At 69.7% G+C, this 25,660-nt stretch carries 23 protein-coding genes; 10 read left to right on the top strand and 13 right to left on the bottom strand.

Translation table 11 applies throughout. The annotated features are described in order from the left end of the window. Nucleotides 1–270: 270 nt before the first annotated feature. Nucleotides 271–2,547: a protein translocase subunit SecD gene (gene secD / locus ABT352_RS16650; RefSeq protein ID WP_350945703.1), complete on the bottom strand. Its 2,277-nt coding sequence runs from the start codon at nt 2,545–2,547 to the stop codon at nt 271–273. A 209-nt stretch (nt 2,548–2,756) separates the two neighbouring features. Next, nucleotides 2,757–3,146: a hypothetical protein gene (locus ABT352_RS16645; protein ID WP_350945702.1), complete on the bottom strand. Its 390-nt coding sequence runs from the start codon at nt 3,144–3,146 to the stop codon at nt 2,757–2,759. Nucleotides 3,147–3,262: 116 nt separating this feature from the next. On the opposite strand from ABT352_RS16645, the gene ABT352_RS16640 reads away from it, so the two are divergent. Further along, complete coding sequence (locus ABT352_RS16640) at nt 3,263–4,924, top strand: alpha-amylase family protein (RefSeq protein ID WP_350945701.1); 1,662 nt, start codon at nt 3,263–3,265, stop codon at nt 4,922–4,924. Between the two features lie 87 nt (nt 4,925–5,011). Here the strand turns inward: ABT352_RS16640 and ABT352_RS16635 are convergent, their stop codons facing one another. Next, nucleotides 5,012–5,431, bottom strand: a complete 420-nt coding sequence (locus ABT352_RS16635; protein WP_350945700.1) for a VOC family protein — start codon at nt 5,429–5,431, stop codon at nt 5,012–5,014. Nucleotides 5,432–6,119: 688 nt separating this feature from the next. On the opposite strand from ABT352_RS16635, the gene ABT352_RS16630 reads away from it, so the two are divergent. Then, nucleotides 6,120–6,338, top strand: a complete 219-nt coding sequence (locus tag ABT352_RS16630) for a helix-hairpin-helix domain-containing protein (RefSeq protein WP_350945699.1) — start codon at nt 6,120–6,122, stop codon at nt 6,336–6,338. Nucleotides 6,339–6,419: 81 nt separating this feature from the next. Here ABT352_RS16630 and ABT352_RS16625 read toward each other — a convergent pair whose 3' ends face one another. Further along, complete coding sequence (locus ABT352_RS16625) at nt 6,420–7,928, bottom strand: glycosyltransferase family 39 protein (protein WP_350945698.1); 1,509 nt, start codon at nt 7,926–7,928, stop codon at nt 6,420–6,422. Nucleotides 7,929–8,255: 327 nt separating this feature from the next. Between ABT352_RS16625 and ABT352_RS16620 the strand changes: the two genes are divergently transcribed. Beyond that, nucleotides 8,256–9,716 carry a protein kinase domain-containing protein gene (locus ABT352_RS16620; protein WP_350945697.1) on the top strand — a complete coding sequence of 487 codons (1,461 nt, stop codon included), beginning with the start codon at nt 8,256–8,258 and terminating at the stop codon, nt 9,714–9,716. Nucleotides 9,717–9,864: 148 nt separating this feature from the next. Here the strand turns inward: ABT352_RS16620 and ABT352_RS16615 are convergent, their stop codons facing one another. Beyond that, on the bottom strand, nt 9,865–10,593 hold the full coding sequence (locus tag ABT352_RS16615) for an FHA domain-containing protein (protein ID WP_350945696.1): 729 nt from the start codon (nt 10,591–10,593) through the stop codon (nt 9,865–9,867). Nucleotides 10,594–11,110: 517 nt separating this feature from the next. Between ABT352_RS16615 and ABT352_RS16610 the strand changes: the two genes are divergently transcribed. Continuing rightward, nucleotides 11,111–11,626 carry an FBP domain-containing protein gene (locus tag ABT352_RS16610; RefSeq protein WP_350945695.1) on the top strand — a complete coding sequence of 172 codons (516 nt, stop codon included), beginning with the start codon at nt 11,111–11,113 and terminating at the stop codon, nt 11,624–11,626. Between the two features lie 128 nt (nt 11,627–11,754). Here ABT352_RS16610 and ABT352_RS16605 read toward each other — a convergent pair whose 3' ends face one another. The 8 genes from ABT352_RS16605 to ABT352_RS16570 form a co-directional block, all read right to left on the bottom strand. Next, complete coding sequence (locus ABT352_RS16605; protein ID WP_350945694.1) at nt 11,755–12,552, bottom strand: ABC transporter permease; 798 nt, start codon at nt 12,550–12,552, stop codon at nt 11,755–11,757. Further along, nucleotides 12,549–13,442: an ABC transporter ATP-binding protein gene (locus ABT352_RS16600; protein WP_350945693.1), complete on the bottom strand. Its 894-nt coding sequence runs from the start codon at nt 13,440–13,442 to the stop codon at nt 12,549–12,551. The genes ABT352_RS16605 and ABT352_RS16600 overlap by 4 nt, the downstream gene beginning before the upstream one ends. Next, nucleotides 13,439–13,801, bottom strand: a complete 363-nt coding sequence (locus ABT352_RS16595) for a hypothetical protein (RefSeq protein WP_350945692.1) — start codon at nt 13,799–13,801, stop codon at nt 13,439–13,441. Before ABT352_RS16595 ends, ABT352_RS16600 begins: the two co-directional genes overlap by 4 nt. A 3-nt stretch (nt 13,802–13,804) precedes the next feature. Continuing rightward, nucleotides 13,805–14,350 carry a helix-turn-helix domain-containing protein gene (locus tag ABT352_RS16590; protein WP_350945691.1) on the bottom strand — a complete coding sequence of 182 codons (546 nt, stop codon included), beginning with the start codon at nt 14,348–14,350 and terminating at the stop codon, nt 13,805–13,807. 331 nt (nt 14,351–14,681) lie between these two features. Beyond that, a complete protein-coding gene (locus tag ABT352_RS16585; protein ID WP_350945690.1) occupies nt 14,682–15,749 on the bottom strand; it encodes an ABC transporter ATP-binding protein in 1,068 nt (355 codons plus the stop codon). Further along, nucleotides 15,746–17,257, bottom strand: coding sequence for an ABC transporter permease (locus ABT352_RS16580; protein WP_350945689.1), 1,512 nt, complete (start codon nt 17,255–17,257; stop codon nt 15,746–15,748). The genes ABT352_RS16585 and ABT352_RS16580 overlap by 4 nt, the downstream gene beginning before the upstream one ends. A 110-nt stretch (nt 17,258–17,367) precedes the next feature. Continuing rightward, complete coding sequence (locus ABT352_RS16575; RefSeq protein ID WP_350945688.1) at nt 17,368–18,429, bottom strand: iron ABC transporter substrate-binding protein; 1,062 nt, start codon at nt 18,427–18,429, stop codon at nt 17,368–17,370. Between the two features lie 159 nt (nt 18,430–18,588). Then, the gene (locus ABT352_RS16570; protein ID WP_350945687.1) at nt 18,589–19,026 is read right to left on the bottom strand and encodes an ester cyclase; all 438 of its coding nucleotides are present in this window, start codon (nt 19,024–19,026) and stop codon (nt 18,589–18,591) included. A 377-nt stretch (nt 19,027–19,403) separates the two neighbouring features. On the opposite strand from ABT352_RS16570, the gene ABT352_RS16565 reads away from it, so the two are divergent. The 6 genes from ABT352_RS16565 to ABT352_RS16540 all read left to right on the top strand — a co-directional run bounded on the left by ABT352_RS16565 (nt 19,404) and on the right by ABT352_RS16540 (nt 25,583). Then, the gene (locus tag ABT352_RS16565) at nt 19,404–20,579 is read left to right on the top strand and encodes a hypothetical protein (protein ID WP_350945686.1); all 1,176 of its coding nucleotides are present in this window, start codon (nt 19,404–19,406) and stop codon (nt 20,577–20,579) included. Between the two features lie 361 nt (nt 20,580–20,940). Then, nucleotides 20,941–22,032, top strand: coding sequence for a hypothetical protein (locus ABT352_RS16560; RefSeq protein WP_350945685.1), 1,092 nt, complete (start codon nt 20,941–20,943; stop codon nt 22,030–22,032). Between the two features lie 232 nt (nt 22,033–22,264). Beyond that, nucleotides 22,265–22,783 (top strand): YlcI/YnfO family protein, encoded by a 519-nt coding sequence (locus ABT352_RS16555; protein WP_350945684.1) that lies wholly within the window; start codon nt 22,265–22,267, stop codon nt 22,781–22,783. 190 nt (nt 22,784–22,973) lie between these two features. After that, nucleotides 22,974–23,822, top strand: coding sequence for a DUF4097 family beta strand repeat-containing protein (locus ABT352_RS16550; RefSeq protein ID WP_350945683.1), 849 nt, complete (start codon nt 22,974–22,976; stop codon nt 23,820–23,822). A 22-nt stretch (nt 23,823–23,844) separates the two neighbouring features. Next, entirely contained in the window at nt 23,845–24,795 is a 951-nt protein-coding gene (locus tag ABT352_RS16545) for an ATP-binding cassette domain-containing protein (protein ID WP_350945682.1), read from the top strand. Beyond that, complete coding sequence (locus tag ABT352_RS16540) at nt 24,792–25,583, top strand: ABC transporter permease (RefSeq protein WP_350945681.1); 792 nt, start codon at nt 24,792–24,794, stop codon at nt 25,581–25,583. Before ABT352_RS16545 ends, ABT352_RS16540 begins: the two co-directional genes overlap by 4 nt. Nucleotides 25,584–25,660 lie beyond the last annotated feature (77 nt).

Below are 25,660 nucleotides of genomic sequence, written 5' to 3'. Positions count from 1 at the left end.
GCTTTCTCCCCGTTTTCGTGACCGGCATCGTTTTGACGGCCATAGGTGTCGCAACAGGGTTGTGCCCCTGCCGGATACCTCTGCTCGCCGGGGAGTTCCGCCTTTAGTCGCAGATGGAAATAGTTTTGTGTATGAATTCACCCTTAATTTGTAGGATTAACGGGAAAAGGAGGGCGGCGGCCCGAGCACCGTGCTCGGACCGCCGCCTGGCCTCCGTTCCCGGGTCCGTCCCCGGGCCTCGGCCAGATCACCTCGGTCGGATCGCCGTTGTCAGACCACCGCGCCCGAACCCTCGCGAGGCCGGGCCGGCCCCTTCCGCTTGGGCGAGGGCGGAGTGCCGGGGCTGCGCTTCTCCAGTTCGATGGCGATCGGCCCCGCGACCAGTGCGGAGGAGAGCGTGCCGACGACGATTCCGATCAGCAGCGCCACCGCGAAGTCGGTGAGCGAGTCACCGCCGAGCACCGCGAGCGCGGCCAGGATGAACAATGCGCCCAGGCCGGTGTTGACCGTACGGGGGATCGTCTGCAGGATCGAGGTGTTCGTCACCTCGGCGAACGAGGCCTTCGGCCGCGCTCCCCACAGTTCGCGGACCCGGTCGAAGACCACCACCTTGTCGTTGACCGAGTAGCCGATCACGGTGAGCATCGAGGCGAGGAACACCCCGTCCACCGGCTTGCCCATCCACGCGAACGCGCCGATCACGATCGTCGCGTCGGCGGCGAGGGCGAGCACCGCCGCCAGCCCGAACGTCCAGCGGAACCGGAAGGCGAGATAGGCGAGCTGCGCGGCGAGCGCGACCCCCAGCGCGATCAGCGCGTTGCGGCGCAGCTCGTCCCCGAGGCTCGGCCCGATGAGCTCGTCGCGCTCCTTGGTGACCTGCGCGCCCTGGCTCTCCAGCGCGTTCTCGATCCGCACCACCTCGGCGGGGCTGATCTGCCCGGTCCTTACGGAGATGTCGTCGCCGGAGGTCTGCACCACCGCGTTGGGGAACCCGGCCTCGCTGACGAGCGCGCGGGCGGCGTCGGCGGTCATCGGGGTGCTCGAGGAGTACTCCACGAGCCTGCCCCCGGTGAACTCCACGCCGAAGTTGATCCCGCGCACCGCCACTCCCGCCACGGAGGCGGCCACCAGCACGCACGTGACCAGGAGATACAGCGCGCGGCGGCCCATCAGGTCAGGCTTGTGCGTGTTCAGCCAGGTGCGGACGCGGCCGATGCTGGACAGGCCGGTCATCCTGGGCCGTGCGGCCACGCCCTGGAGGGACACCGCCCACTGGGCGATGACGCGGGTGATGACCATCGCGGTGATCAGCGAGGCGATCACGCCGATGCTCAGCGTGACGCCGAAACCGCGTACCGGTCCGGACGCCAGGAAGAACAGGAGTCCGGCGGCGAGCAGCGTGGTGATGTTGGAGTCGGCCACCGCGCTCCAGGCGTTGCGGAAGCCCTTCTCCAGCGAGCCCCGCAGCCCAGGCTCCGCCTCGTACTCCTCCCGGGCCCGCTCGAAGACCAGCACGTTGGCGTCGACCGCCATGCCGATCGCGAGCACGAAGCCCGCCAGTCCCGGCAGGGTGAGTGTGGCGCCGAGCGCCACGAGCGCCGCGTACGAGATCAGCGCGTAGCAGGCGAGGGCGAAGGCGGCGATGAGGCCCACCAGCCGGTAGATCACGATGATGAACAGCGCGGTGAGGATGATGCCGATGACCGCGGCCTGGGCGCTCGCGGTGATCGCGGCGGCGCCGAGCGTCGGGCCGACGGTCCGCTGCTCGACGATCTCGACGGGCACCGGCAGCGAGCCGCCCTTGATCAGCAGAGCGAGGTCCGCGGCCTCCTCCGCGGTGAAGGTGCCGGTGATCTGGGTGGAACCTCCGGCCAGGCCGACGTTGCAGCCCACGCTCTCGTTCACCTGGGGTGAGACGATCACCTTGGAGTCGAGCACGATGGCGACCCTGCGCTTGGGGTCGCCCGGCTGGTTGCAGGCGGCCTGGCCGGTCAGCTCGGCCCACTCCGCCCGTCCGTTGTCGCGGAAGTCGACGGTGACGAACCAGCCGCTGCCCTGCTGCGCGTCGATCCCCGCCTGGGCGTCGCTGACGCCGTCACCGGTGAGCGCGGCCGGTCCCACGTGCAGCGGGCTGCCGTCCTCGTCGGGCAGGATCAGCTCGCCGTCCTTGGGCTTGGTCTCGTCGGCGGGGTTGGGGACGGCGATGACGGGGTGGAAGGTGAGCTGCGCGGTCTTGCCGATGACCTCGGCGGCCTTGGTCGGGTCCTGCACGCCCGGCAGTTCCACGATGATGCGCCGCTCGCCGGAGCGGGCCAGCGGCGCGTCCGCGACGCCCAGGCCGTCGGCCCGGCGGCGGAGCACCTCAAGGGTGCGGTCGGTGGCCGCCGCGTCGGCCTTGACGGTCGGTGAGTCCTGGGTCTCCAGTACGAGCTGGGTGCCGCCGCGCAGGTCGAGACCGAGGCGCGGCGACATGGTCAAAGCGATGAACAGCGAGGTGGCGATGACGGCGAACGCCGCCACCGCGCGTACCACCGGGGCACGCGACATGGAAGCCTCCACAGGCTGGGAAATTGTCCTCGGGAATGCCGGAGGTGCCTTTTCGTGGACGTCGGCATGTCTCGCGTACGGGAGCAGCGCTTTCCAGGCGCGACGGCCTTTCGGAAGGACGACCTTCGAAAAGGCGGCCTTCCGGCCCTTGGGGGAAGGAAAGGCGTTCTCCCGGTACGGCGAAAGGCCCGGAGGGGCTCCGGGACGATTCAGCCGACGGTGGAGGCGGGCGGTGCGCGCCCCGGCCTGACGAGCAGGGCCGCGAGCGGGCGGGTGTCGTCGTCGCGGGCCGGACGGGTGCTCCGGCCGGTGGCGAGGGAGAGGTGCCGGAGGTCGGACGGCGGGGTCGCGAGCGGATGGCCGCCCCCGCCACCCAGCAGGCCGATCCCCGCGACGGAGAGACCGGAGACGAGGACGTTCCTGTGCCCGACGTCGGAGACCGGTCGGGAGGGCCGCTGGTGCTCGCCGGAGACCTGGGCGACGGTGGAGTGCCGCAGGAGGACGGCGGCGCCGCCCCCGCTCAGCCCTCCGGAGACGAGCATCGGCAGCAGGAGGGCGAACAGCCAGCCGAAGGGCGCGCCGCGCCTCAGCTGTCGCATGATCTCCTCCTGGCCATCCGTCCACCGTAACGTGTCGGAGGCCCCGCGATCCCATCGACGTCGACCCAGTGTCGGCGTTGTCTCATAAAAAGGTCAAGGGAGGGTAGTGCGGACGCATGCGCCTCACCTATACAGCTGATCTGTGGTGGAAGAACGCCGTCGTCTACTGCCTGGACGTGGAGACCTACAAGGACGGGAACGGTGACGGCATCGGTGATTTCCGGGGCCTGACCCAGGAGATCGACCATCTGGACCGGCTCGGGGTGACCTGCATCTGGTTGATGCCGTTCTATGCCACCCCCAGCCGCGACGACGGTTACGACGTCAGCGACTTCTACGCGATCGATCCCCGGCTGGGCACCCTTGGCGACTTCGTGGAGTTCATGCGCACCGCCAGGGACCGGGGGATGCGGGTGATCGCCGACCTGGTGGTCAACCACACCTCCGACGAGCACCCCTGGTTCAAGGAGGCCCGCTCCAGCCGCGACTCCGCCAAGCGCGACTGGTACATCTGGCAGGACGAGCCCGACCCCGTCGATCCCAAGGCGATCGTCTTCCCCGACAAGGAGGACAGCCTCTGGGAGCTGGACAAGAAGACCGGCCAGTACTACTACCACAGCTTCTACAAGACCCAGCCCGACCTGAACACGGCGAACCCGCAGGTCCGCGACGAGATCGTGCGCATCGTGGGCTTCTGGATGGAGCTCGGCCTGTCGGGCTTCCGGGTGGACGCGGTGCCGTTCCTGATCGAGGAGATCAGCGGCGACCCGCACGAGTTCCTCGCCGACCTGCGCGCCTTCATGAACCGCCGCGACGGCTCCTCGATCCTGCTGGGCGAGGTGAACCTGCCCTACCCGGAGTTGCTGAAGTACTTCGGCGACTCGGGGAACGGCGACGAGGTCACCATGTGCTTCGACTTCATCGCCATGCAGCGCTTCTATCTGTCGATGGCCCGCCAGAACCCCGAAGCCCTCGCCGACGCGCTGCGCGACCGGCCGGACCCGCCCGACGACTCCCAGTGGGCGATGTTCGTCCGCAACCACGACGAGCTGACCCTGGACAAGCTCACCGAGGCGCAGAAGCACGAGGTCTTCGACGCCTTCGGCCCCGACAAGAACATGCAGCTGTACGACCGGGGCCTGCGCCGTCGCGTTCCGCCGATGCTCGGCGGCGACATGCGGCGGATCAAACTGGCCTACAGCGTGCTGTTCTCCCTGCCGGGCACACCGGTGCTCTTCTACGGCGAGGAGATCGGCCTCGGTGAGAACCTGAAGGCCGAGGGCCGGATGGCGGTCCGGGTCCCGATGCAGTGGTCGGCGAAGGGCGGCTTCTCGCCCAACCCGAAGACCAAGGTCTCCGCGCCCGCCGGCAAGTTCGGCCCGCGCAACGTCAACGTCGAGGACCAGCGCCGCGACCCGGACTCGCTGCTGAAGTGGATCATGCTGCTGATCGAGCGCTACCGGGAGTCGCCCGAGCTGGCCTGGGGGAAGTACGAGATCCTGGACGCCGGTGACACGGCGGTGCTGGCCCACCGGGCCGACGCCGAGCGCGGCACCGTGGTCGCCGTCCACAACTTCGCCGACCGCGAGGCGAAGGTGGATCTCGTGCTCGAAGGTCTCGGCGACCGCGACAAGCTGGTCGACCTGCTGGTGGACGGCACCCTCGATCTGCCCGCCGACGGCCGGGTGAAGTTCACCCTGGAGCCTTACGGCACCCGCTGGCTCCGTACCTCCCTCCGCGACGCGGCGCCGGAGGAGACCTCGGTCAAGAGCGAGTGACAGGGCCGGGAGACCACCCCGGACCACGTCCGGGGTTCCTCCCGCGGGCCGCCGGCCTGACGACCGGGGCCTGAGAGCCGGAAAAGATCAAGGGGCGATCTCCTGGGGCCCCGGGGCCTCTCCCAGCTCGGTGAAGAGCGTGAGCTGGAGCCCGGCCGGACCCTCAAGGCGGGAGTTGAGCGAGTTCCACGGGGTCCGGACGGGTTCGGCGATCACCGTGGCGCCGGCCCCGGCCAGCTCGGCGGTGACGGCGGGCGAGTCGTCCACCTCGAACGCCACCCGGATGTGCCCGGCCACCCTCCGCCCCACCTCGACCCGGTCGATGAACTCCGCCTGCGACGGGTCGGCGATCTCCAGGGTGGCCCGCCCCGCCTCCAGGATCGTCACCCGGCCGTCGGGCGAGGAGTACGCGGCCCGCTCGGGCAGGCCGAGCACGTCGCGGTAGAAGCGCAACGCCTCGTCGTAGTCGTCGGCGGTGACGACCAGGCGCAGCTCTCGAACGGTCATGACGGCTCCCAGGGTGATCGCGGATCTCTCGACCACGACAGCACGACCACCGGCGTCCGGCATTCCCGCGGACCGGTCGTTGGCCGGTGTTTCGCGTTCTCGCCGGGTCACAACGCCTTGTGACGCTCCCCCTCGCCGGGTCACAACGCCTGGTGACGGGCGTGCCCCGGTTTGCCGCGCCTTGTCGCGGGGGTCGGTCGGCCCGGATGTGAGGACATCTCCCGATGCGCATATGCTGCGCATCGTCGTTTTCATGTCAGGCAGTGCCTAAAAGGGGCCAAGCGTCCAGAGGGAGAAGCTCACCGTGTACAAGGAGTTCGCGATCGAGGCCGTGGTCTGGGTGATCCCCGTCGTAGTGCTGCTCGGACTCGCTTTCATGATCACTGCCTGACCCGGAATCCCGGCGCGGACCTCGCCGCCGACGCCGGGATCCCCGAGGAGCTCCGACGCGCCCGGTTTCCGTGGGAACGGTTTCTCCAAGGTCGCCCGATGTCCGCGATCGTTCAACGCTCGTGATCACTCGACGCCCGGTACGCGCCTCACCGGTTTTGTCGTAGGGGCATGCCAAACTTGCGCCACCGTGCCGCGGGTTTCCACGGCACGGGGTCCCCGGCATGCCGGGTCCCCACGGCGCGGTGTTCTCCCGCGTCGCCGGGCGACCGGCCGCCCGTTCCCCCGAGGAGACGTCATGACGACCCCAGGCCAGGGCGACGTTCCCACCGACATCCCCGCCGGCATCGGACGTCCCGCGGGCAGGGCTCTCGCCGCGGCCGGTTACACGACGCTCGCCCAGGTGGCCGCCACGACCGAGAAGGATCTCCTGCGGCTGCACGGCGTGGGCCCCAGGGCGATCCGCCTGCTGCGCGAGGCCCTCGCCGAACGCGGGCTCACCCTGCCCGCCAGGTAAGCTCATCCGGAGGACCCGAGCCCCGGGAAACCTGGAGGACCCGAGCCACAGGAAAGACGGCCGGTTCGCCATCGGGGGAGGTCAGCTGTGGTGCCGCATCTGGGGCCAGAGTCGCGGCCAGGGCAGCAGCGGGTCACGGCAGACGAGGACGGGCAGGTTCTGCTCCTCGTTGGACAGGCCGACGCCGTTGTCGATCCTGCCGCGCTCCTCGCAGGCGGTGAACGCGCGGGCGTAGCCGCCGGGGGAGTCGGTCACCACCACGGCGACCCGGGCGGACGCGGGCGGCGGGCCGCGCCAGTAGAGCTCGTTGTGCCCGCTGTGGACCTCGGGAAGGCCGTACTGGTCGGCGTAGCGGTCCAGCGCCCCGGCCTCGCCGTAGTTGTCGGTGAGGAGCACGGCCCGTGCGCGCTCCTCGGGCGTGAGCCCGTCGACCACCGCCGCGACCCGCGCGGCGAACTCCGGCCATCCGATCGACTCGCGCGCCACCTCGTTGATCCCGGCGACCGGGGTGCCCTCCAGGGCAGAGGGAGGGATCACCGGCAGCGCGATGACGACGGAGGTGACCGCGTTGACCGCGAGCGCGCCGACGACCAGTACGCGTCGCCCCCCACCCGAGGACATCCACCGGACGACCGGGCCGCACCCCGCCGCGAAGAGCAGCACGAGCAGGCCCGCCACGTAGTCGGGGCGCCCGCCGGAGTAGAGCGTCAGCGCGCAGGCCAGTGGATAGGCGAGGGCGAGGCAGCGCAGGCGGGGTTCTCGCCACAGCCGTACGGCGCCGACCACCTGGAGGACCGCCTGCGGCGGGCCGAGCAGCAGGAACTGCAGCGGCAGGAAGGCGAGACGGTTGCCCGAGCCCTCGTCCGCCTCCAGCGCCCCGGCCATCACCAGCTGCGGCCAGCCGTGGGTCGCCTGGTAGACCAGGTTGGGTGCGGCGATCACGAGCGCGAGCAGCGCGCCGAGCCAGAGCCCACGCTCCCGCAGCACGTCGCGCGGCCCCGCCACCAAGACCCCCACCCCCAGGCTGACCAGGAACAACACGATCAGCTGCCGGTTGTACGTCGCCACCCCCGCGACGGCGCCCACAGCGAGCCACCAGCGGCCGTCGCCACGCAGCGCCCGTACGGCGAACAGCGCCGCCGCGACCCAGAACGGAAGATCGACACCCAGGGTGAGCAGGGAGTGCCCGCCGATCAGGAGCAGGCTCGTGGTGGCGATTCCCGCCGCGGCGACGATCTGCGTCCCGCGGTCGCCGCCGAGCTCCCGGGCCAGGAGGGCGACCAGGACGACGGTGAGCGACGCGATCAGGGCGGGAACGACGCGCAGGGCGACCACGGTGTCGCCGAACACGGCGACCGAGGCCCGCGCGATCAGCGGGGTGAGCGGCGGGGTGTCGAAGTATCCGAGGGCGGGGTGTTCGCCCAGCATCCGGAAGTACAGCTCGTCCCGGTGGTAGCCGTAGCGTGGGCTCGCGACCAGCAGCACGGCGAACGCGGCGAGTGCGACCGCGCCGACGGGCCGCCCGGCGAAGGGGGCGGCCGGTGCGGTCGTGCCTGGGGTGCGCGGGGCGGAGGGGGAGGTGGCGGGCACCCGTTCATCATCGGCTTTCGACGCCGGTGACGCGAGGGGGTTTTCGGTTCGCCCGCCGTTCGATGCGGGAGGTGATTCCGAGCCGCTCGGCATTCGGGGCGGGGGCGATCCCGGTGCGCCTGTTATCCAGGACGGGGAACGACCCCGAGTCGCCTGTTATGATCACCGCGGAAAGTCCGGCGAGGATGCTCACAAAGAACATCGATTTACGCGACGTGAAACCGATGAACGATTCGAGGGACTGTGCGCCGATGATTCCGGCGAACGATTCGAGGAACCGTGCTGAGATGATTCCGATCGAAGGATGATCAAGGGGGGCGGAGACCGATGGACAACGCGGGGTGGGCGGTCGATGTTCCCCGAGGATATCGCGTCGGTGAATGGCGGGTCGGCAGGCCCGTCGCCACGGGGAGTTGGGGGAGCGTCTATGTGGGGGTTCGGGACGGGGAGGACTCGACGCCCTCGGCGTTGAAGTTTCTGCCCACGGGGACGGTCACCCGACGGCAGCTGAAACATCTCATGGAAATGACGCAGCGGGAAATACGTCTGCACAGCAGGCTCCAGCATTCCCGGCTTATTCGATTACACGAAACGCTTGTCGTCGACGATCAGGAGAATCCCGATCTCGACGGCGCGTGTGTTCTGGTGATGGACCTGGCGGAACGGTCGCTCGCCGATCTGATCCGAGCGGGGGAACCCGTTCCCGACGCGCCGAGGCTGATCGCCGAGATCTGCGAGGGAATAGCGTACATGCACGCCGAGAAATGGGTGCATGGAGATCTCAAGCCCAACAACGTGCTCATGATGGCCGACGGTTCGATACGTCTCGCCGACTTCGGCCTGAGCACCGAGATAGACGGGACCCACGGCTATCTTCCCCCGATGGGCTCGGTGGACCACGTGCCTCCCGAACGCTGGGGCGAGTCCGTGACCGAACGGGGACACGCCGTGCGCTTCTCGGCCGACGTCTGGGCGCTGGGCGTGATGGCGTGCCGGCTGCTCACCGGCCATCTTCCCTTCAGCGCCCCGACCGCCCGCGCGCGCTACGTCGCCGCCGTCGAGTACGCGGCAGGCGAGCGCCCCCTGACGCTCCCGGTCTCGCTTCCCGAGACCTGGCGTTCCTGGGTGAGTGACTGCCTCGCCCCTGACGCGAGGCTCCGGCCCAGTGCGGCCCGCCAGCTCTACCGGGCGCGGGTGCTGGCCGGTACCACCGAGGCCCCGCCGCGGCGCACGGGCATCCGGTCGGCGGGGATGGTGGCCGCGGCCTTTCTGGTACTGGCCGGCGCGTCGGGGGCCGGGATGGTCGACGCGTCCGTGGCCGATCCGTTCGGGCGCTGGTTGCGTGCCGATTCCGACATTCCCCGGGAGTACCGCGCCCTGATCGTCGAAGCCGGCACCATGTGCGACGAGCCGGGCCTGAGCCCGGCGCTGGTCGCCGCGATACTGAAGACGGAGAGCGGCTTCGACGCGCGACTGCACGACGTGGAGAAAGACGAGTACGGCCTCGCGCGCTGGACGCCGTCGGTGCTGCAGTACTACCTGCCCGCCGACCGTCGAGGCGTCATTCTCACCCCGCCCCTGTCGCCGGAGGACACCATCCCCGCCGTCGGCCGCTATCTGTGCGTACGTCTCCCTCTGCTGGCCGGGGTGCCCGGAGATCCAGGCCTCCTGGGAGCCGCGGCCTTCCGCTCCTCCGACGGGGTGATCCGGGAGGAGAACGGGGTTCCCGAACGGTTCCGGTCGTTCGTCGAACGGGTGCGGAAGCACCGGGCCGAATACCAGCCGTGATCGCGTGGAGGGGCGCCGCGGGCGTCAGCCGTGATCGCGTGGAAAGGCGTCGGACGTCAGCCGTGATCGGGCGGAGGGGGCGTCCGCGATCGCGCGGAGGGGGCGTCGGCCGTGATCGCGGGGAGGGGGCGCCGGGCGTCAGCCGTGATCACAGGCTCAGTCGCTGCAGGTGCTCCTCCCGCACCAGATCGAAGCGCAGCGCGACGGAGACCAGCGCGGCGCGTTGCCAGTCGGCCTTGCGCGAACCGGCCGACGGTTTGACGCGCAGTTTCTTACGCGCCAGATAGTCGATGTGGAAGTTGACCGCCGCGCGGGTCAGCCCCTCGCAGCCGGGCACCTCGCGCAGCAGCTCCAACACCTCCGGCACCGTCGGGATGACCGAGGAGGCGCAGTCGCGAAGGCGCGGTTCGCAGAGCGCGACCAGCACGAGGAAGTATTTCGCCGTCTCGTCCAGGGAGAAGCTGGAGATCGTCGGCTCGCCGACCGTCAGACTCTCGGGTGTGTCGGGGTCGATGAAACTGTGCTGCGAGGCGAACACCAGGAAGGAACAGGCGCCGCCCGCCACCGGAAGCACCACGCGGGCGAACTCGAACGGCACGGGCGCCGCGACCCGCCGAGGAGCCACCTTGAGGAACTCTCCTCCGCCTTCGGGATTCTCCACGACCAGGGTGGAATTACGGCTGAGGTTGGTGAGCAGCCAGTAATCCTCCATGGCATGGATGACCCCGGCCCGCCTGGAGATCTCCGGATGATCCAGCGGAAAGTCGACGGGGACGCTCGCCGTCCCGCGACCAAAAACGATCTCGTGGCCTGGGGCAAGCTCGATGACGGCCGGTTCGGCGCCAGAGCCTTCGGCCTGTAAGAGGATCGTTCGCATCCACCCGCCCTAACAGCACCCTGGAAGCTTCCAGGTTCCCTGGTCCTCAGCCTATGCCGAATGCTGTTCTCGTCCGTGCTGGATTTACCGGGGCTCAGCGCGTTGACGGCCGCTGTTCGGCGAGGGCCGAAAACGGCATGAGATTCCCTCGGGGAACGGAACGCCTCGTCCGAGTCAGGGCCGTTGAAGCGGTGGCCGGCCCCCACGGGGACCGGCCACCGTCTCTTTCCCGTCGCCTTTCGGCCGCCGAGCCGTGGAAAAATCCCTCGACGTCCTCCGGGACGTGCTGAGACACTGGCCGCTGCCCGAAGAGCCGAGAGCACCTCGGCCCGGCCGAGCCCTGCCCCGGCCTGCCCATCCGGGTCCGACCTGGTCCGATCGGTCGGCGGACTGGCCTAACCTGTCCTGGTCGCGCATGACCTGACCGCTCGCGGGCCGGTGGAGGCGCCGAGCGCGGCGCCGGCGGAGGCGGGGCGCGGGGAGGTTTTCCGATGATCGTGGTAACGGTAGGTGAGTGATGAATCCGGTCGGCGAGAAAGAGATACGCAGAGCCTTCGTCAACTGTTCCAAGGGGGAGGCGAGCAGGATCAACCTGCCCAGGGGCCTGCCCGAGCTCCCCTGGGCCGACCTCGACTTCCTCGGCTGGCGCGATCCCGGGGCTCCCGACCGGGGCTACCTGGTCGTCGAGCGGCAGGGCGAGCTCGTCGGCGTCACCCTGCGCGTCGCGCAGGATGTGCGCAGGGGTTTCACCAAGAGCACCGTGTGCTCGATCTGCGTGACCCCCCACTCCGGCAGCGGGGTCGCCCTGTTCGTCGCGCCCAGGGTCGGCGCGGCGGGCCGCCAGGGCAACACGGTCGGCACCTACATCTGCGCCGACCTCGCCTGCTCCCTCTACATGCGGGGCATCAAACGGTCGGAGGCCGGCGTGCGGTTCGAGGAGACGCTCACCATGGAGGAGCGGATCGCGAGGACCACCGTCAACCTGGAGGACTTCCTGGACAAGGTCTTCGACGGCGACCTGCGTTCGGCGTGACCTGATCGCGGTCCGCACGAGGGCGGGTCAGGACAGACGGCCGGAGCAGGCCGCGCCGGTGCCTGGCCGACAAGAAGATGGTTGCGCTTCCCGGAGATCGGGGCGGCGACGGAGCCGGCTGGGAGCGATCAGGCGAGGTCGCGGCGCATCGGCTGGAGCAGCGCGGCCGTGCTCGCCAGCGCGGTGTATCCGAGCAGGATCAACGTCCCGGCCGTCGGAGACACCAACTGGACGGGGTCGCTGGACAGTTGCCGGGCCATGGCGTCGGCCACGGCGGTGAAGTCGGTCAGTGCCGCGGTCGCGCCACCGGGTAGCCAGGGGTACAGGTTGCGGACACCGGGGATCATGATGAGCAGCAGCTCCGCCCCGTACAGGTAGCCGATCACCACGCACAACGCCGCGATCTGGTGGCGAATCAGCGCGCCCATGCCCACGCCGAGCACTGTGTAGGCGACCATCGCGACCGCCAGGCGGCCCAGCAGCTCGATGACGGTCCCGGCGGGCAGCCCCAGGCTGATGCCGCGGGCCGCGGCGGCGCCGAACAACGCCACAGCAGCGGTGCCCGACAGGACGAGTCCGTAGATCATGCCCGCCAGACCGTAGGTGATGAGCTTGGCGGCCAGCACCCGCCAGCGCTCCGGCGCGAACAGGAACGTGAAGTTGATGGTCCGGTGCCGGTATTCCGAGGTCACGGCCAGGGTGCCGATCGCGGCGGGGATGAAGGCGGTGAAGCTGAGGAAGCCGACAACGGCTCGCACTCCGGCTTCGGTGTGCAGCCCTGGCATCGGGGGGTCGAAGTTCTCCGGTCCGACGAGGGCAAGCAGTCCGATCAGGCCGCCGCCGAGGAGGGCGGCCACGAGTAGGGTGCCCAGCCACATCCGGGTGGCGAGCAGCCTGCGGAGCTCCGCGTGGATGAGGGGCTTCATGCGTTCGTCCGTTCGCCGGTCAGGTCGAGGAAGATCTCCTCCAGGCTGCGGTGTTCGGTGGTCAGGCCGTGGACGCGCAACCCGTGAGCAGCGGCCAGATCGGCGATCTGGGCCGGGTCGAGACCGTGGACGCGCAGGTTCTGCGGGCCGGTCGCGTCCACCTGGTGGGCCTGGCGTGACAGGATCGGCCGCAGCTCGGCGGCGTCGGGCGTGCGTACCAGCACGGCTTGCGTCGTATCGGACAGCTCACGCAGGGAGCCTGCGGCCAGCAACCGCCCCTGCCTGATGACCACCACGTCGTCGACGACCTGCTGGACCTCACTGAGCACGTGGCTGGAGACCAGGATGGTGCGGCCCTCATCGGCCAGATCGCGCAGGAAGGACCGCAGCCACGCGATGCCCTCGGGGTCCAGGCCGTTGCTCGGCTCGTCCAGCAGCAAGACGTGGGGGTCGCCCAGCAGAGCGGTGGCCAGGTTGAGCCGCTGCCGCATGCCGGTGGAGAAACCGCCCGTCCTGCGCCCGGCGGCCCCGGCCAGGCCCAGAAGGCTGAGCAGGTCCTCGACCCGGCCACTGGGGTATCCGCCCATCGCGGCGTAGATTCGCAGGTGGTCCCTTGCCGAGTGGTGCGGATGGAAGGAGGCGGCGTCGAAGACCGCGCCTACCACGGTGGTCGGACGAGGGATGTCGCGGTAGCGTCGTCCACCGATCGTCACGCTGCCGGACGTGGGCACGACATGGTCGATCATCATGCGCATGGTCGTGGTCTTGCCGGCCCCGTTGGGGCCGAGGAAGGCGGTGACCGCTCCCGGTCTGACGGTGAAGCTGAGGTCGTCGACGGCGGTGAGCGCACCGTACCTCTTCGTCAGGTCACGGACCTCGATGCCGCTCATGAGGCCACGGCCCGGATCGCCTCGACGAGCCGGTCGGTGTCGGGGACCGAGATGACGACTTCGTCGAATTCGCCGCCGGAGCTCGCGCGATCCAGCAGCAGGTGCACTCCGGGCAGGTGGCGGTTGACCGACACCAGTTGCCGTGGACCACCGTAGAGGCCCCACACGCCGATCTTGGTGTGGCCTGACACGGTCAGTCCCCTTCTTGCGCCGCGCGGGACACGCAGCGGCTGATCCGCGGCGATCGCCTGTCGTACCGCCGCCAAGGGAATGGTGTGCCGGGCGCGGCCGACGAAGAATCGCTCCCACGGGCCGAACTCCATAATGATCGAACCGTCTTTGATGATCACCGTCGCCATGTGTCAGCCTTCTTTCGTCAGAGGGAGGAGAATCGTCGCCAGCAACCGGGCCGTGCGGCCTCGTCCCGGCTCGTTGGTGAGCAGGGGCTGGACCAACTCGGCGAACCCCTGCGCGAAGCGGATGAACTCCTCGTCATCCAGGTGCAGCACCAGCTGCTGGTAGCCGGCGCCGTCGGCAGCCAGGTCGACGTGCTCCCTGGCGAGGTAGCGCGAGAACTCCGACAGCAGGCTGCTGATGAACGCGGTGAAATACCGCGCGTGATCTTCGGTGGAAGTCGAAGCCAGCGCTTCGGCGGTGGGGGTCACCCCGCCTTGCGCCACGACGTAAATCCGCTCCGTCGCTCCTCCGACCTTGCGTTCGTCCACCACCTCCAGAAGACCCGCCTTGGCCAGCGTGGCGATCTGCCGGTACAGCGTCGCCTGTGGCACGTCGGGCAGCAGGCCCGCCAGATCGGATGCCGTGCGACGGCCGCCGGCCACGGCGCCCAGGATGCGGATGCGCACGGGATGGAGCGCCAACTCGGCCCAGCGCCCTGTCGAAGTACTCACGATCAGAACATTATCACTATCGATAATGAGAAAGACATGGGGGTGCGAACACGTGAGCTTGATCGCCGTCGGCGTGTTCCCACCCGGACATGATCGGCCCGACACCTACGCCGACGCGGTAGATGAAGGCCGCCATCGCCTGGTGGCGCAGCCGTGGCCGGCGGCCCCCGGCCGGCCTCGGCCCAGCGGGCCTCCTCGGCGAGTCGATGAGCGCGCCGCCCATTCACGGGACCGCACGAGGACCGTGACCATGGCCGGTGCGACCGTGTTCACCCGGTGCGACCGTGTTCACCCCGTGGGAAGACCGGGCGGGAAGGAGCGTCCTCCCGTGTCACCCGGTGCCCGGCCGGTCGCGCCAGGCCAGGCCGCCGCCCTCCACCTGGACACCGACCCTGTCGCCGACGGTCATCGGCTCGGTCGGTGCCGTCACCCGCGCGATGACGTGCGTGCCGTCGGACAGGCTCAGGGTGACGAGCGCGTCGTGGCCGTGGAAGTCGTCGCCGACCACGGTCGCGATCACGGCCTGCGGTGCCGGTGGCGTGGTGATCCGGACCTGTTCCGGACGGACCAGCACGGTGAGCGCCCCGCCTCCCGGGGGGAGTTCGGCCACCACGACCGGGCCGAGCGCGGTGCGCAACACCGCGGGATCACCGTGGTGACCCGGCTCGTCCTGTGCGGACAGCAGGATCGCCTCGCCGACGAAGGCGGCCACCCAGGCGTCGGCGGGCCGGTGGTAGACATCGGTGGGGGAGCCGCTCTGCACGATGACGCCCTCGCGCATCACCGCGATCTGGTCGGCCGTCGACAGCGCCTCGCCCTGGTCGTGGGTGACCAGGATCCCGGTGGCGCGGTCCGCGCGCAGCGCGGCCCGTACGTCGTGCCTCAACTCGGCGCGGAGCCCGGCGTCGAGCGCGCTGAACGGCTCGTCGAGCAGGATGAGGGAGGGGCGCGGCGCCATGGCGCGGGCGACCGCCACCCGTTGCTGCTGTCCTCCGGACATCTGGTGCGGCATCCGATCGCCGTACCCGGCCAGGCCGACCAGGCTCAGCGCCTCCTCGATCCTGTCGCCCCGCCGCTCGGCCCGGCTCAGCCCGTACCCCACGTTCTCGCGCACCGACAGGTGGGGGAAGAGCGCGCCCTCCTGCGGCACGATCACGATCTGGCGCCGCTGGGGCGGCGTGTGCGCGGCGGGACCGGCGACGACCCGCCCGTCGACGGTGATCTCTCCCGCGTCGAGGCGTTCGAAGCCCGCCACGCAGCGCAGCAGGGTCGTCTTGCCGCAGCCGGAGGGGCCGAGGACGGCGGTGAGGGTGCCGCTCGGCACGGTGAGGTCGACCCCGTCGAGGGCGGCGACGGACCCGTAGCGCCGGGCGAGCCCGCGCAGTTCCAACCGGCTCACCGCTGAACCTCCTTGCTGAGAATCCCGGTACGCGCGGCGAGCAGCCAGGTGGGCACCGATGACAACAACACGAGCAACACCGCGTAGGGGGCGGCGCCCGCGTAGGCGGCGACCGCCGTGTTCGACCACAGCTCGGTGGCGAGGGTGTCGACACCGGTCGGGCGGAGCAGCAGCGTCGCGGGCAGTTCCTTCATGCAGGTGAGAAAGACGAGCGCCGCGCCGGCGCCGATCCCCGGCAGGGTGAGCGGCAGGGTCACCGTGCCCAGCACCGCGAGCGGCCCCTTGCCCAGGGAGCGGGCGACCTCTTCGAGTACGGGCGGCGCCTGGGCCGTCGCGGTGGCGACGGCGGCGACGCCCAGCGGCAGGAAGAGCGCGGCGTAGGCGAGCGCGAGCAGCCAGGTCGTCTGGTAGAGCGGGAAGGCGACGTTGATCCCGAAGAACACCAGGGACAGGCCGATCACCACCCCCGGCAGGGCGTGGCTGAGGTAGCTGAGCCGCTCCAGCGTCGCGGACAGGCGCCCCGGCACCCGGGCGTTCAACACCCCGACCGGCAAGGCGAGCAGCATGGTCAGCGCCGTCCCCGCCAGCGCGAGCAGGAGGGAGTTGCCCGCGGCGGCCAGCACCTCCGGCCAGGTTCCCGGACGGGAGATGCCCTCGGCCATCCGCCGGGCGAGGCTGTACGCGGTGACGCCGAGCGCGAGGACCGCGACGGCGAGCAGCGCGGCCGCGGCGGGCAGGCGTGCCGCGCCCAGGGCGGCCCTGGCGGGCGGGCGGCGGGTGCCGCTCAGCCGGGCATAGCGGGCTCCGCGCCGCCGGGTCGCGCCCTCCCCGGCCAGGATGAGCACGGTCAGCGCCACGAGTACGGTCGACAGCACCAGCGCGCCGGTACGGTCGAAGCCGAGGTCGAAGGCGAGGAAGATGGCGCGGGTGAAGGTGTCGGCGCGCAGGATCGAGACCGCGCCGAAGTCCGACAGCACGTACAGCGCCACCAGCAGCCCGCCACCGGCGATCGCGGGGCGGATCTGGCGCAGCGTCACCCGGGTGAAGGTGTGCCAGGCGTCGTGGCCCAGTGACCGCGACACCTCCTCCTGCGCCGGGTCGGCACCGGCGAGGGCCGCGGCGGTCGGCAGCAGGACGTAGGGGTAGGAGCAGAGCGTCAGCACCAGGGCCGCCGCCCAGAAGCCCTCGAAGCCGTCCACCGCCGACACCCAGGCGAAGGCGGCGATGTAGGTCGGCACCGCGAGGGGCAGGACGGCGAGGACGGCGAAGACGCGGCGGCCCGGCAGGTCGGTGCGCACCAGCAGGAAGGCCGAGCCGACCCCGAGCACCAGGCAGGCGAGGGTCACCACGGCCGCGAGCGCGAGCGTGCTCGCCGCCAGCGCCGCGACCCGCGCGGTGAGCAGTTCCTCGGCGATCCTGGCGCCGCCCGCCTCGGCGGTCCGGACGGCGAGGTAGGCGAGCGGGATGAGGGCGACCGCGACGGCGAGCACCGACAGCGCCAGCACCACGGGCCTGGCCGGACGGGGCCGCCTCGCACCTCCTGCCGGGACGCCGGGACGGCCGGGCCGCGGCGAGGATCCGCCGCGACCCGGCCGCCTCACGGAGAGCGGCGACGTTCTCAGGGGACCAGTCCCGATTCCTTGATGAGCGCGATCGTCGCCTCAAGCTGGTCGAGGTCGTTCAGGTCGACCGAGGGGACCTTCAGCTCGTCCAGGGCGGGCACCCCGGCGGGCGGGGCGGCGTCGGCGAGGACCGGGTACTCGAAGGTCTCCTCGGCGAAATACTTCTGCGCCTCGGCGCCGAGCAGGTAGTCGACGAAGGTCTGCACGTCGGGGTTGCCGGCGGCCTTCTTCAGCACGCCGACGCCCGCCACGTTGACCAGGGCGCCGCTGTCCCCGTCGGGGAAGAAGTGCAGCTTGGCGGCGAGCCCGTCGGGCGTCTTGCCCCGCTCCTTGGCCAGCTCGCCCAGGTAGTAGTGGTTGATCAGGCCGACGGCGACCTTGCCGGAGTCGACCTCCTCCAGGATCGGGCCGTTGCCCTCCCGGATCTGCGGCTCGTTGGCCTTGAGCCCGGCGAGGAACTCCTTCGCCTTGGCCTCTCCGTGCTGCACGGTCACGGCGGTGACGAACGACTGGAAGGACGCGTTGGTCGGGGCCACCCCGACCTTGCCCTTCCACTCCGGAGCGGTGAGGTCGAACACCGAGGTGGGCAGCTGGTCGGCGGGGACCAGGTCGGGGTTGTAGACCAGCACCCGCGAGCGGGCGGTGACGCCGACCCACTCCCCGCTCTTGGCGCGGTAGGTGGCGGGCACCTTGTCGAGCACGGTGGCGGGAAGCGGGGCGAACATCCCCTTCTTGGCGACGGCGCCGAGCGCGCCGGCGTCCTGGGCGAAGAAGACGTCCGCCGGTGACTTCTCCCCCTCTTCCAGGAGCTGGGTGGCCATGGCCGAGGTACTGGCGTAGCGGGCCTCGACGGCGATGCCGCTCTGCGCGGTGAACTTCTCCAGCAGGGGCTTGACCAGGGCCTCGTTGCGCCCGCTGTAGACGGTGATCTTCTTCTCGGCCGCCTGGCCGGCGGCATCGCCGGTGTCCGCGGACTCGCCGCCGCACGCGGCCAGACCGAAGAGGAGAGCACCCGTGGTGGCCAGTTTGAGCATGGTTCTGGGGAGGGACGTCGGCACCGGGGTGCTCCTTCGATCATGGCGCTTGCAACTGCATCGCTGTAGAAGTTAGCAGAGCCTAACCTAAGGAGCTGTGGCAGGGGGTGGGGTGGCCCGGGGGCGGGCGCCTGATCTGTGTGCCGGGTTCGGTCGGGACCTGTGTCCGGGTTCGGTCAGGACCTACGTGCCGGGGAGGCCGAGGTCGGTCAGGCCGAAGCCGAGTTGGCTGTACAGCTCCAGCTGGTCGAAGTAGTCCCGTTGCGTAATGATCTTGTCGTTGGCGACGTAGGCCATGCACGCGCCGCGGATGGTGATGCGGCGGCCGGTCTCCTCCACCTCGCGCCCGTCGGGCAGGAGGAAGGGCCCCGTGTGGGTGCCGGTGAGCGTCCATTCCGCGACCACGGGATCCTCGCAGGGGACCTCCAGCCAGACCGTCTTCTTGAAGTCGGGAAACCCCTTGAAGTACTGCTCGTAGAACCAGGCGATCTGCTCGTGTCCCTCCAGCGTGCCCGCCGGTGAGACGAGGACGGCGTCCGGGCTGTAGCAGTCGAGTAATCGGTGCAGATCATGAGCGTTGATCGCTTCGATCAGACGGCGTTCGAGCTCCAAGGAATTCACGTGACCTCCTGGTGCTGGACGAGGCGTTGAGCTTCCGGGACTTCCGATCCGACCGGGATGCCGTACGTCGGGTGTGCTCAGGGGGCATCGGACCGGGGGCCTTGACGGCGCTCTTTCAAAGCTATCCAGTGGGAAGTGAGCCTTTGGTCCGGGTGTCGTGGTATTCGCACCACGGAAGGTGCTGTAGATTCCCGGTCACCCCATGGGGGTGTCATGGCTTCGTCATGCCCGCTCGCCCGGTACGTCGGCGAGAAGGATTCAGTTACAAAACAGCTGAAACCATCAAAAAAGCGATTTATATTGAACTCTGCACCATAAATGGAAATCAGCGAAAATAGCGCTGGTCGGCGAGTCCCGTGCGGGTTAGGTTGACCAGCATGAGCACCTCCTATCACCCCCCTCACAACTACCGAGTCGTGGCACCCGACCAGCTGCGCGGATTCCCCAAGGCGCTGGGGATAAGCGACTACTGGACGCCGAGGACGATCACCCTGGCCACGCAGGGGAAACCCGGCGACCTGGTCCTGGTCAGCGGTCCGCCGTACGACCCGTCCCAGCACGACTCCTTCGGGATCGGTGTTGGCACGTTCCAGTTCGACATGGCGACCTGCACCTCCCAGGGGTGGGGCGGCGGCATCGTCCGCTATCTCCAGTCGGGCAAGCCCTGCGTGTGGAAGCCCGCTGAGCCGAAGGGGGGCGCCTTCAACCTGGTGGCGGAGATAACCACCGAGGACGCCGCCGAGGTTCGCATCTCCGAACGGGAACACATCGAGGATTTCCAGCGCGCCTGGGAGTGCTCCTTCGGACTGGTCGCCGGTCTGGCGCCCAAGTGCTCCGCCGACTCGACGGAAGGGGCGATCAAGGAACTGGTCACCCGTCTGATCGAGATGGGAGCGGCGTACGTGATCCCGGCCGACCCCGGTGACCTGGCCAACTGGGGTCCCCGCGTCCTCGCCGTCTACAAGGCCCTGTGCGCTCACTCCTACAAACGCGACGACAAAGGTCATCACTCGCCGATCGAATACCGGTTCACGGTGCACGAGAAGACCATCACCGTGCGTTTCGTCTTCGGTCCGAGGCATCCCGGCGAGGAGTTCGTGATTCCCGGGGAGATCTCCCCGGTGTTCACCGCCGCGAGCTACGAGGAGTACCTCCAGGCGAAGAAGGCCGCCGTCTCCCGGCCTCCGGTGGTGGCCGTTGCGGGGTTGAAGGTCGGCACCGTGGTCGTGTGGTCCGATGTCGTCGCCGACGGCCGGCTGTTCGAGGACTATCCGCTGGGGCCCTCCATCGCGGAGCAGACCGTCTACGCCGTCCCCGATCTTGAGACGGAGCGGTGGGTGGTGGACATGCCGGCCATCAACGGCCGGCTCCACTTCGAGGAGGGAACGGTGGTCGCGGTGGGCGACACCCACACCTGGGTGAAGATCGACTTCCGGGATCACGACTCTGACGGCACCTTCTCCTGGGTCACGCCGAAGGTGGCGACGCTCAACCTGTCCGACGGGTACGGCTACGTGCGGCTGCGGCACCACCTGCTGAAGCCGAAAACCTGACCGGCGTCACCGCCCGTCTCTCTCGACCACTCACCTGATCGCCTGATCGTCTCGCTCGATCGGCCCGCATCCCGTAATCCGACCGGGGTGGCCCGGCGAGAAGCTCGCCGGGTTACCCCGGAAGGCGCGGCTCGGAAGGCGGGACGGCGGTCGGTGGTCATCGGTCTGTGCCCCCCGCGCTGAGAAGGTGAACCACTCTCGACTTTGACCGTCGAACAGGAGTCAAGTTCAGCGGTCAAATTGGGCCTTCTCGACCGCCCGGTCGGCGGGTTATCAAGAGTCTGGGGGCGCCCGCGCGCCATCCCCGCTCATGACCACCACTCCGATGCGGACGAGGGATGACATGCGCCGGCTATGGGCAGTGATCGTAAGAACGCTCTGCGTCGCGGCCCTCGCCGCGACCGGGCTCACCGGGACCGTCACGACCGCCGCAGCCACTGTGACCGCCACCGCGGCCGAGCCTCCCCGCTGGGGATTCGCCGTCGTCAGAGGCAGCGCGGTGGTGGAGACCCTGCACCAGGCGGGCTCGTGGCCGCAGGGGCTCAAGGTCGAGGCCACCCAGGGCGAGCCCGGTCAGGTGTTCGTGAGGTTCCCGCAGATCGGAATGGCCGCGGGGGGAGTCGCCCACGTCACGGCGATCTCCTCCTCAGCCGACTGGTGCCAGGTCGAGGGCTGGTGGCAGTCGGGCGCCGACGAGATCGTGGCGGTGCGGTGTCACCGGTACGGCGTCGGGCCGATCGCCTCGCGGTTCTCGGTCACCTTCGGCTCCAGCGAACAGTACCTGCCCGCGCGCCAGGCGTTCGGGTACGTGCACTGGGACGGCTCCGCCGTGGCCACGGGGTTCAACTCCTCGGGGCCGGCCGCGGTGAACACCGTCGTGCCGCTGACGGCCCCGGGAACGTGGCGGGTCACCCTGCCGGGACTCGGCTCGGCGGGCCAGGCTGGGAACATCCAGGTCACCGCGGTCGAGCCGACCGTACCGGCACACTGCAAGCTGGGCGGATGGAGCGCGACGACGGCCGCGCAGAGCATCGTGGTGCGCTGCTACGACGCCGTCGGCACATCACTGAACACCGGATGGAGCCTGACCTACCACCGCGAGCGGGCCATCACCTGGACGCCTTCGGGGTACCGCTTCGCCTACACCTTCGACAACGCCCCCGCGACCCAGGGCCCCTATGTGCCGACGCCGTACCCGGTCAACTACAACTCGCAGTCCGGGGGCCTGCAGCTCAACAATTTCGGGGTCGCCAGGAAACAGGTGATGTTCGGCGAGGTCAACGGATATGCGGACAACGTCCAGGTGACCGCGTTCGGCTACGGCCCGGAGTTCTGCAATCTGTACTACCCCTGGGAGACGTACTCGACGTATGTGAGCATCCGGTACGTCAGCTGCTACAACGGCACTGTCCCGGTCGACCACCCAGCGATGATCACATACATAGCCCGCTGACCTCGGCCTTCCTTCCCCTCCGGGCACCGGGCCGCCGACGAGGGAAACAGCGTCGGCCTTTCCCGGCGGCGGTCGGCGGTGATGACGGCGCCGTCGAACGCCGTCGGCCGCCACTGGGAAAGACCGACGCCCGCGAGGTCGATATCGCCCGGACGGCCGTCCTGAGCCAGAGTGATGCCAAGCTGAGCCAATATGGCTTGTGTGTGGCATCACCGTGTGCCATAGTGATGCCATGGACTTGACCCCGTATGTGGCCTCGCTCGGTCGCGAGTTGCTGACCGCCGCCGAGACCGGTGAAGGCGACGCCAGTGTGCTGATCGAGCGGTTGACCGTTTCGATGGAGTCGGCGATCCGGCTCACCCTGCTTGAGGCGTTGTCGGCGGCCGCCGACGAGATCACCCGAGATCTGGCTCCCGGTTCGGTCCAGGTTCACCTGCGGGGGCGTGACCCGAGCTTCGTCGTGGCGGTTCGGCAGATGGAGCATCTCGCCGCCGACACCCCGGCTCCGAGCGCGCCGTCGGCCGACGACGCCGCGGCGAGCTTCGAGGACGGGCCGGTGACACGGATCAACGTCCGCCTCCCCGAGCAGCTCAAGGCCGCGATCGAGGAGGCGGCCGCCAAGGAGGGCCGTTCGCTCAACGCCTGGCTGGTGCGGGCCGCCTCGACCGCGCTGCGTGCCTCGGAGCGCGACCACGACTCCGACCGACGCGGCAAACGCGGCGCGCAGCGTTCCACCGGCTGGGCTCGCTGACCCAGCCGACCGACGCGTCGCGCGGCGTCCCACGGGCCGGGCTCACCGGCCCACCCGACCGACGCGGCGAACGCGGCGTACGGCGTTTCACCGGCCGGGCTCACCGGCCCACCCCGACATCCAGAGCCACTTTCTCCACACACTTCCGACCAGCGGAAATGTTCTTCTGACTCACTCCGAGGGGACAGCCATGCCAATTTTCGCCACGCCCGAACCGATCTCCGCCACGATCGAGCTCTTCATCGGCGACGTCCAGATCATCGCGAGCGACCGGACCGACACCGTCGTCGAGGTGCGGCCGAGCGACGCGTCCGACGAGTCCGACGTGGACGCCGCGCAGAAGACCCGCGTCGAATACGCCAACGGCACCTTGACGGTGCGAGGGCCGAAGGCCCGCATGCTCGACTTCTCCAAGAAGACCAGATCGGTCGACCTGCTCATCGAGCTCCCCACCGGCTCACACGTGCAGGCGGACCTGTCGATGGGAGACCTGCGCGGCGTCGGCACGCTGGGAGAGTGCCGGTTCAAGGCGTCGGCCGGGCACTTCCACCTCGACCGGACCGGGCCGCTTCGACTGAGCACCTCCGGTGGCGACATCACCGTCGAAGCGGTCACCGGCGACGTCGAGGTCTCCACCGGCACCGGACGCGTGCGCATCGGCGAGATCGACGGCGCCGCCGTCGTCAAGAACTCCAACGGCAACACCGACCTCGGCACCGTCACCGGTGAGCTGCGGGTGCGCTCGGCCAACGGTGACATCTCCGTCGACCGGGCCGACGCGCTGGTGGACGCCAAGACCTCCAACGGAGCCATTCGCGTCGGCCGGGTCGCACGCGACACGGTCACGCTGCACACCTCGACCGGCCACCTCGACATCGGCATCGCCTCCGGCACCGCCGCATGGCTCGACCTGGACACCTCCTACGGGCGGGTGTCCAACTCGCTGGACGACCTCGGCGAGGCACCCGAGGAGTCCGAGCAGACCGTCGAGGTCCGCGCGCACACGTCGTTCGGCGACATCACCGTCCGTCGCTCCTGACCAGACATCAGAAGGGTCTCTCATGAACATGCCGTCCCCCTCCGCGATCACGGCGACCGGGCTGCGCCGCTCGTACGGCGACCACGTCGTGCTCGACGGCGTCGACCTGGACGTCCCGCGCGGCACCGTCTTCTCGCTGCTCGGCGCGAACGGCGCCGGCAAGACCACCACGGTCAAGATCTTGTCCACCCTCATCCGGGCGGACGGAGGCAGCGCGCGCGTCGCGGGGCACGACTTATCCACCGAGCCGGACGCGGTGCGCGCCGCGATCGGCGTCACCGGCCAGTTCTCCGCGGTCGACAACCTGCTCACCGGCGAGGAGAACCTCGCCCTCATGGCCGACCTGCACCACCTCGACCGCAAGACGGGCAGGCGCAGGGTCGCGCGGCTGCTCGATCAGTTCGACCTCGCCGACGCGGCGAAGAAGACGGCGGCGACCTACTCCGGCGGGATGCGGCGACGGCTCGACCTCGCGATGACGCTGGTCGGCTCACCACAGGTGATCTTCCTCGACGAGCCGACCACCGGGCTCGACCCGCGCAGCCGCCGCGCCATGTGGCAGATCGTGCGGGAGCTCGTGGCCGGTGGCGTCACCATCTTCCTCACCACCCAGTATCTGGAGGAGGCCGACGAGCTCGCCGACCGGATCGCGGTCCTCGACCACGGCAAGATCGTCGCCGAGGGCACTGCGGACGAGCTCAAGCGGCGCGTCCCCGGCGGCCACGTCCTGCTGCGGTTCGCCGACGAACGCGACCTCGAATCCGCCGCACGCGCCGTGGGCGAGGTGTCCCGCGACAGCGACACGCTCGTCCTGCGCGTACCGCACGACGGCAGCCTCACATCGCTGAAGGCCCTGCTCGACCGGCTCGACCGCGACGCGGTCGAGGTCGGCTCGCTGAGCGTGCACACCCCCGACCTCGACGACGTCTTCCTCGCTCTCACCGGCAACAAGGAGAAGGTGGCCCCCCGATGAGCACCATGTCGCACGCCCTGACCGACTCGGCGACGATGCTCCGCCGCAACCTCAGACGCATGGTGCGCTACCCGTCCATGACACTGCAGCTCATCGGCATGCCGATCGTCTTCCTGCTGCTGTTCGTCTACGTCTTCGGCGGCACGCTCGGCGCCGGGATCGGCGGAGTCACCGGCGGACGCGCCGAATACGTCAACTACGTCACCCCCGCGATCATCCTGATGACGATCACCGCCGCGATCCAGGGCACCACGATCTCGATCGCGATGGACATGACCGAGGGCATCGTCGACCGGTTCCGCACCATGGCGATCGCCCGCGTGTCCGTCCTGACCGGACACGTCATCGGCAGCCTCATCCAGACGATGCTCAGCATCGCGGCGGTGCTCGGCGTCGCGCTGCTCATCGGCTTCCGGCCGTCGGCGGGCCCCGGCGACTGGCTCGCCCTCGCCGGGGTCCTGGTGATGATGGCCTTCGCCTTCATCTGGCTGGCGGTCGCGCTCGGCCTGGCCAGCAAGACCGTCGAGTCCTCCAGCAACGTCGGCCTGCCGCTGGTGCTGCTCCCGTTCCTGGGCAGCGGGTTCGTCCCGACCGACTCGATGCCGACCGTGCTGCGCTGGTTCGCCGAGTACCAGCCGTTCACACCGCTCATCGAGACCCTGCGCGGCCTGCTGATGGGCACCCCGATCGGAAACAGCGCCGCCATCGCGGTCGGCTGGTGCCTCGTCATCGGCCTCGGCGGCTACCTCTGGTCGAAGAGGCTCTTCAACCGCGAGTCCACCCGCTGAACCGCGTCCGGTCGAAGAACCGCTGAGCCCCGCCTGGTCGAAGAAGCCGTTCGACCGCGAGTCCACCCGCCAAGCCG

Source organism: Streptosporangium sp. NPDC000563, from assembly GCF_040299985.1.
Lineage (GTDB): Bacteria > Actinomycetota > Actinomycetes > Streptosporangiales > Streptosporangiaceae > Streptosporangium.
Note: the sequence above shows the minus strand (reverse complement) of the source record. Positions and strands in the feature narration are given on the sequence as shown.